7 protein-coding genes and 1 pseudogene are annotated in these 6,755 nt (G+C 70.8%); 4 read left to right on the top strand and 4 right to left on the bottom strand.

The window, feature by feature from the left end:
* Positions 1–169 (bottom strand): annotated as a pseudogene (locus ACESK5_RS18370) (serine hydrolase); the annotation flags it as partial.
* A 158-nt stretch (positions 170–327) separates the two neighbouring features.
* On the opposite strand from ACESK5_RS18370, the gene ACESK5_RS18365 reads away from it, so the two are divergent.
* Positions 328–1,974, top strand: a complete 1,647-nt coding sequence (locus ACESK5_RS18365) for a histidine kinase N-terminal 7TM domain-containing protein (protein ID WP_372913032.1) — start codon at positions 328–330, stop codon at positions 1,972–1,974.
* Positions 1,975–2,077: 103 nt separating this feature from the next.
* Here ACESK5_RS18365 and ACESK5_RS18360 read toward each other — a convergent pair whose 3' ends face one another.
* Complete coding sequence (locus ACESK5_RS18360; RefSeq protein ID WP_372913033.1) at positions 2,078–3,181, bottom strand: M24 family metallopeptidase; 1,104 nt, start codon at positions 3,179–3,181, stop codon at positions 2,078–2,080.
* 103 nt (positions 3,182–3,284) lie between these two features.
* Here ACESK5_RS18360 and ACESK5_RS18355 point away from each other — a divergent pair, with 103 nt between their 5' ends.
* From ACESK5_RS18355 to ACESK5_RS18345, 3 genes are all read left to right on the top strand, one after another.
* A complete protein-coding gene (locus ACESK5_RS18355) occupies positions 3,285–4,283 on the top strand; it encodes a hypothetical protein (protein ID WP_372913031.1) in 999 nt (332 codons plus the stop codon).
* 83 nt (positions 4,284–4,366) lie between these two features.
* Positions 4,367–4,510: a hypothetical protein gene (locus ACESK5_RS18350; RefSeq protein WP_372913030.1), complete on the top strand. Its 144-nt coding sequence runs from the start codon at positions 4,367–4,369 to the stop codon at positions 4,508–4,510.
* A 57-nt stretch (positions 4,511–4,567) separates the two neighbouring features.
* Positions 4,568–4,804, top strand: coding sequence for a hypothetical protein (locus ACESK5_RS18345; RefSeq protein WP_372913029.1), 237 nt, complete (start codon positions 4,568–4,570; stop codon positions 4,802–4,804).
* A gap of 48 nt (positions 4,805–4,852) precedes the next feature.
* Here the strand turns inward: ACESK5_RS18345 and ACESK5_RS18340 are convergent, their stop codons facing one another.
* Both ACESK5_RS18340 and ACESK5_RS18335 read right to left on the bottom strand, forming a co-directional pair.
* Positions 4,853–5,635 (bottom strand): CBS pair associated ParBc domain-containing protein, encoded by a 783-nt coding sequence (locus ACESK5_RS18340; protein WP_372913028.1) that lies wholly within the window; start codon positions 5,633–5,635, stop codon positions 4,853–4,855.
* Between the two features lie 54 nt (positions 5,636–5,689).
* Positions 5,690–6,755, bottom strand: a 1,066-nt coding sequence (locus ACESK5_RS18335) for a bifunctional oligoribonuclease/PAP phosphatase NrnA (RefSeq protein WP_372913027.1), incomplete at its 5' end; no start/stop codon positions are given.

Here is a 6,755-nt window from a genome sequence, read left to right as displayed (position 1 = left end):
TGTCCGCGGTGGTTTCGCCGCCGCGGCCGTCGGTCCCGCCGGCGAAGTCGACGGCGAGTTCTCCGTCGACGTAGACGGCCAACTGGGCCCCCTCGTGGAGGCCGACGTCGAGTTGCCTGTCGAACGCCGCACGGAGTCTGTCGCGGTCCTCGGGAGTGAGTCGAGACATGCTCTCTCACACACCCCGTGCCGACGAGAGTGTTTGGGTGACGACACGACGGTGTGCGCGTGGTTGCTGACGACGACGGTGGCGGGGTCGTGGTCGCTCTCAGGACTGATAGCGTGTCCGACAGGTTCAACAGGTCGACGCCCGCGGTCACAGTAACCGTGGAATCCGTCGTCGGTCCGTTCGTCGACGGCTGGCCAGTGCTGTCGGTGCCCCTGATGGTCGCCGTCGCCCTCGCGCTCGGCGTCGCCGTCGCGGCGGTTAGAGAGCGGGACGTCGTCGCCGGGGCGCCGCTGGCGGTGTTGATGCTCCTCGTCGCCACCTGGTGTGTCAGCTACGGCGGTGAACTCCTCGCGAGCGACGCGACCCTCCGGCTCCGGTTCGCGCACGTCAGGCTCGCCGTCGTCGCGTACGTCCCGGTCGCGTGGTTCGTCTTCGCCGTCGAGTACACCGGGCGCGGCCCGCGCGTGACGCCACGACTGGCGGCCGCACTCCTCGTGGTCCCGACGGCGACGGCGGTGCTGGCCGTCGTCGGCCACTCCGTCCTCCTCTCGGGCGGCGAGGGCGGCGTGGCGACGTCCGTCCGCGGTCCGTGGTTCTGGGTCCACGTGGCCCACTCGTACCTCCTCCTCGCCGCCGGGACGGGGCTGTTCGTTCTGCTGTGCGTCGTCTCGGCGGACCGGTCCCGACACGCAGTCGCCGTCCTCGCGGCCGCGGGCGTCCCCTGGGTCGCCAACGCCGCGTTCCTCGCCGGGGCCGTCCCGCGGGACGTCGACCCGACCCCCTTCGCGTTCGTCGTCACCGGCGTGGTGTTCACCGTCTCACTGGTCGACTGGGAGGTGTTCGACACCCTCCCCGTGGCTCGTGAAGTCGCCCGCGACGCGGTCATCGAGACGATGGACGAGGGCGTCGTCGTCTTCTCCGAGGAGGACCGCGTGGTGGACACGAACCGGGCCGCAGAGGAGTTCCTCGCGGCGTTCGAGGGGTTCGAGGCGCATCTCGACGACCTCCCGACCGAGGTCGAACTCGACCGTGCGGGGGACCGGCGGCGGTACGAACTCCGCGAGTCGTCGTTCGAACACCTCGGCGGCCTCGTCAGCGGCCGCCTCGTCACCATCCGCGACGTCACCCGCACACACCGCCACCAGCAGCGACTCGCCGTCCTCAATCGGGTCCTCAGACACGACCTCAGGAACGAGCTGAACGTCGTTCAGGGCCACGCGGAGTTCATCACGGCCGACCCCTCGGTCGCCGAGGAGTCCGCCGCAATCATCGGGTCGAAGGCGACACGTCTCGTCGGTCTCGCGACGAAGGTCCGAGAGGCCGAACGGACGCTCGGACGGGCGGACCACCTCGTCACGGACGTCGACGTGGTCGAACTCGTCACCGAACGCGTCACCGAGGCACGCCGGGAACAGCCGTTCGCCGAGTTCGTCCTCCGTGTGCTCGACGGCCCCGCGACCGTGCGGTCGAGCGACCTCCTCGGCCTGGCGGTCGACAACCTCCTCGAGAACGCCGTCGTCCACACCACGTCGCTGTCGCCGACGGTCGAGGTGACGGTTCGACGCGACGAGGAGACGGAAACGGTCGAGGTCAGCGTCGCCGACGACGGTCCGGGCATCCCCCGACAGGAACGGGAGGTGCTGGTCGACGGCCGGGAGACGCCGCTCGACCACGGGAGCGGCATCGGTCTCTGGCTCGTCAACTGGATCGTCTCCGAGTCGATGGGGTCCGTCTCGTTCGGCGAGAACGACCCGACCGGCAGCGTCGTCACCCTCCGCCTCCCGCTCGCCGGGTCGACCGAGTGACGCCGCAGAGGGCGGGGGACGGCGCCTCCGGAAGAACAGTCGAGGACCAGCCCACGAACGAGAACGAGACGACGGCGCCGCCGACTGACGCCACCCTCGCGGCTCAGACGCGCCAGCCACGCGGCGCGTCGTTCAGCCGTTCACAGCCGTCGTCGGTGACGACGACGAGGTCCTCGATGCGGACGCCGAACCGCCCCTCCAGGTAGACCCCGGGTTCGACGCTGAACACCATCCCGGGTTCGAGCGTCGTCGTCGAGTCGGCGGAAACGTACGGCGCCTCGTGGACCTCCAGGCCGACGCCGTGGCCGGTGCGGTGGACGAACGCGTCGCCGTAGCCCGCCGCCTCGATGACCTCGCGAGCGGCCCGGTCGACCGTCCGGGCCTCGACGCCGGGGTCGACTGCCTCGACGGCCGCGGCCTGTGCCGACAGGACGACGTCGTGGACCGTCTCGAACTCGGCGGGCGGGTCGCCACCGAGGACGACCGTCCGGGTGGTGTCGCTCGGGTAGCCGTCGACGCGCGTCCCGAAGTCGAGGACGACTGGGTCGCCGCGTTCGACCGTCCGATCGCCGTGGTGGTGGGGCTTCGCGCCGTTCGGGCCGGCGGCGACGATGGGTTCGAAGGAGACGCCCTCGCCCCCGGCGTCGACGAGGCGGCGTTCCACCTCGCGGGCGAGTTCGGCCTCCGACCGCCCGAGCAGCGAGTCGGCGTCGGCGAACAGTCCCGTCATCACCTCGTCGGTGACGGCGCCGGCGCGGCGGAGTGCGTCGAGTTCCGCCGCGTCCTTCCGGGCGCGGAGCGGGCCGAGAGCCGTCTCGACCAGGCCGAACGGGCGGTCCCCGACGACGGACTGGACGGCGAGGACGTGGCGTGCCCACATCGTCCCGTCGAGGAGCACCTCCCCCGTGTCGGCGACGCAGTCGTCGACTGCGTCTTCGAGCGTCGCCGTCGGGTCCGCGGCGTCGCGCCAGGTCCGGACGTCGGACACCCACGTCGCCTCGCGGACCTGCGCCCCCGAGAGGTCGGGGACGACGAAGACGGGGTCGCCGTCCGAGGGGAGGAGACAGCAGCACAGTCGCTCGGAGGGCGTCTCGGTCACGCCGGTGAGGTATCGGAGGTTCGCCCCGGGTGCGAGGACGGCGACGGCCGCTCCCGCATCCCGGAGGCGTGCCTGGCAGTCCCGGGTTCGTCGCTCGTGGACGGTCACGGTCACGCGCTCGTTTCCCCCGCGGGGGCAAGTAGCTGTCCCCCCGCTCGAACCGGACGACTGCGGGCAGTATTAGTAGCCCGCGGGCGTCGCACCGGACGAGATGTCGTGGGACGCAGTCGACGCGCTGGACGACGCCCGGGGAGCGACGGAGTCGCTCCTCCTCCCGCTCTCGTGGCGGACGTGGCTCCGACTCGTCGTCGTGACGTTCTTCGTCGGCGGCGTCGGCGGTGGCGGCGGCGCGGGACAGGCCGCACAGGGAGCGGTTTCGTCGCCGTCGCCGCCGGGAACGGCACTGAACGGCGTCGATCTCCCCCCGCTCCCGGCCGCCTCGCTCGGCGACGTCGGGTGGGTCCTCCTCGCGGTTGTCGCCGTCGCCGTCGTCCTCGGCGCCGCCTACGCCGTCGTCGGTGCGGTCATGGAGTTCGTCCTCGTCGAGTCGCTCCGGCGGCGACGGGTCGACATCCGGCGCCCGTTCCGGCAGTTCCTCTTCCCGGGCCTCCGCCTGTTCGTCTTCCGGACGCTCGTCGTCGCGGGACTGCTCGCCGCCGCCGCCGTTCCCCTCCTCGTCTTCCTGGGCGTGCTTCCCCGCGGTGGCGGGGCCGTCGTCCTGCCACTCCTCGTCGTCGGCGCCGGACTCGTCTGGGCTGTCGGGGGGGTTGTCCTCCGCCTCACGACGGACTTCGTCGTCCCGACGATGATCGGCGAGGGCCGGACGCTCCTCTCGGCGTGGCGCCGGTTCCTCGCGCTCTGCCGCACGGCGTGGCGCGAAGTCGCGCTCTACCTCGTCGTGCGACTGGTCCTCGGTGCTGCCGCCGCCGTCGTCGTCGGCCTCGCCGTCGGCCTCGGGGCGCTCGTCGTCTCGCTACCCTTCGTCTTCGTCGGCGGTGTCGTCGCCGTCACCGTCGGACTCCAGGGGGTCGGCCTGGTCGTCCTCGGCGCCGTCGGCAGCGTGTTCGTCCTCCTCGGGAGCCTCCTGAGCGTCGTCGTGCAGGTTCCGGTGGTGACGTACTTCCGGTACTACGGGCTCTTCCTGCTCGCCCGACTGGACGCGCGCCTCGACCTCACGGGCGGCGGCACGGGACCCTCGAGCGGCGCGTAAACCGGTCGTTAAGCCGGAGCGACTCGGGCTCGCGTCCCCGAACGCCGTTCATAACTACTTACCTGACAGTCGTGTCCGAGTGTATGTCGTTCGAGTGGGTCTCGGTGTACGAGTGTTTCACCTGTGGCGCGTCGACGTGTGCGGCGGACGTCCAGTACGACCGCCTCGGGTTCCCCGTCTGTGACCAGTGTCGCGTCCGTAACCGCCCGCGGCCGAGTCACAACTGACCGGGAAACGGGTGGCGGCGGAGAAAGCTACAGGACCGTCCGGGTCCACGGGCCGGTATGGGCTGGACCGAGACGGACCCCGAGGACCCCGGTGTGGTGGCCGAGTGGAGCCGCGAGGACGGGTGGGCGACCATCCGGCTCAGACGGCGCGGCGACGAGGCGTGGGTCGTACGTCTCGACCGCCTCACGCAGGCGCCCGAGGGCTCGCTCTACCTCGAAGACCGCGTCGAGACACGGGGAGAAGCCGACGCCGTCGTCGCGGCGTGGCGCGAGGCGTACGACGTGGGGGAGTGACTGGGTGGGGTCAGAGCGACGGCGGCAGCACCACCGGCGACGGACTGGTCACTGGAGGCGACGCGTCGTCTCCACGAGCGGGTGGCGGGCGTAGTCGACGATTTCGATGTCGCTGATGGACTCCAACCCTTCCTTCCGGGCGGTACGTTGCATCCCCAGTTCGACCGGGTCGTCGACCACGATGACGTACGCGTCCATCTCGTCGATGCCGAGCTGGTGGGCGGCCATCACGCGGTGGTGGCCGTCCGCGAGGAGGAACGTCCCCGCGTTGTCGATGACGACCAGCGGTTCGGCCAGGCCGCGTTCGAGTTCGTACTGTCGTCCCTCGAGTTCGTCGGCGTAGACGCGCGCCTGCGTCGGGATGAGGTTGTCGAGGTCGACGGTGTCGCGCTCCTCGTGGACCTTGATGCCGTGAATCTGTTCGAGCGTCCGCATCAGCTTCCCGACCTTCTCGGGCGTGGCGCGCTCGATCTGCGAGCGGATGACGTCCGTGTTGGAGATGATGCCGACGAGGTTGCCGGCGTCGTCGACGACCGGGAGTTTGCGGATACCCGACCGGAGGATGACGCGTGCGGCGTCGTTGACGTCCATGTCGGGGTGTGCGACGATGAGGTCCTCCGTCATCACGGTGAAGATGAGCGCGTCGTCGTCGGCGAGGAGCAGGTCGCTCGCGGTGACGAACCCCTCGACCTTGCGCGACTCACAGACGGGGAAGCCGTTGTGGCCGTCGCTCTCGACGATGCGCCGTGCGACTGCGGAAACAGTGTCGGTGGGTGAGACCGTCGCGACGTCACGCGTCATGTACTCCTTGACGGCCGCCTTACCGGGCATAGCGCGTGGTACGCCGAGGGAGGTCAAAACCCTACCCCCAGCCGCGACTACCGCTCACCGCTCGAACGGGTACTCGAATCCGAGTTCCCCGTCGCCGCTGTGCAACGACTCGGGGGCCGTCTCGAGCGTCTCGAAGAAGCGTGAGGTGATGACGTCCGTGACGAGGTCCTCGAACCGGTCCTCGCCCTCGACGTACGCCACCTCCCAGACGCCAAGGTCGACCTGTGCCCCTGCCATGTCGGCGTGCCCGCCGGCGCTCCCGATGGAGCCGAACGCGTCGCGGAGCGTCTCACCGAGGTCGACGTCTGTCCCGCGGGCTCGGCCGGAGGCGTACAACGTGTCCTCGCGGTAGCCGTAGACGAGCGTGAGGTGGACGCCCTCCATGTCGAGGAGGCGGTCCGCCGCCTGTGCGAGCGCGTCGCGGTCGGTGATTTCGCCGACGTTCGTCGCCAGCGCGTCCCCCCGCACCTCGCGGTTGCGGATGGCCCGCGCAAGCGTGTCGAGCACGTCCGCCCCCATGCTCGGCTCCTCGATGCGGTCGAGCGCCGAGTGGTCGACGTGCGGGGTGAGAAAGGCCGCCGCCTCGAAGTCCGCGTCGGACACCTCCCGCGAGAAGTCGTTCGTGTCGACCCGGATGCCGAACAGTAGCGCCGTCGCGAGCGTCCGGTCGGGTTCGATGCGGAGCCGTCGGAGGTACTCGGTCAGGAGCGTGCTCGTCGCGCCGACGCCGCTTCGCAGGTCGAGACACCGCGCTTCGACCGGGGCGCGCGGCGGGTGGTGGTCGATGGCGACGTCGACGCGCGTCTCCGGTGAGAGACCGTCGTTGACGCCCGGACGCGAGTGGTCGACGAGCGCGATGCCGGCGTACTCGTCCATCGTCGCCCCCGGGTCGAGGTTCCGGAGGTTCAGGTCGAGCAGGTTGATGAGCGCGCGGTTCTCCTGGTGGGAGACCTCCCCGAAGTAACAGGGGACGGCGTCGACGCCGACGGCGTCGGCGATGCGGGCGAGCGCGAGCGCCGAAGCGATGGCGTCGGGGTCGGGGTTGTCGTGCATCACGACGGCCAGCGTCCCGTCGACGTCCCGGAGCACGCGCAAGAGGCGGGTGACGCGCGTCACCCGC

This window comes from Salinigranum sp. (genome assembly GCF_041641895.1).
GTDB lineage: Archaea > Halobacteriota > Halobacteria > Halobacteriales > Haloferacaceae > Salinigranum.
The sequence above is the reverse complement of the archived record's forward strand: the minus strand, read 5'-3'. Positions and strand labels throughout refer to the sequence as shown.

Excerpts from the sequence above, each read along its gene's own strand:
- ACESK5_RS18355 (WP_372913031.1), top strand. The coding sequence starts at position 3,285 with ATGTCGTGGGACGCAGTCGACGCGCTGGACGACGCCCGGGGAGCGACG.
- ACESK5_RS18350 (WP_372913030.1), top strand. The coding sequence starts at position 4,367 with ATGTCGTTCGAGTGGGTCTCGGTGTACGAGTGTTTCACCTGTGGCGCG.
- ACESK5_RS18340 (WP_372913028.1), bottom strand. The coding sequence starts at position 5,635 with ATGCCCGGTAAGGCGGCCGTCAAGGAGTACATGACGCGTGACGTCGCG.
- ACESK5_RS18345 (WP_372913029.1), top strand. The coding sequence starts at position 4,568 with ATGGGCTGGACCGAGACGGACCCCGAGGACCCCGGTGTGGTGGCCGAG.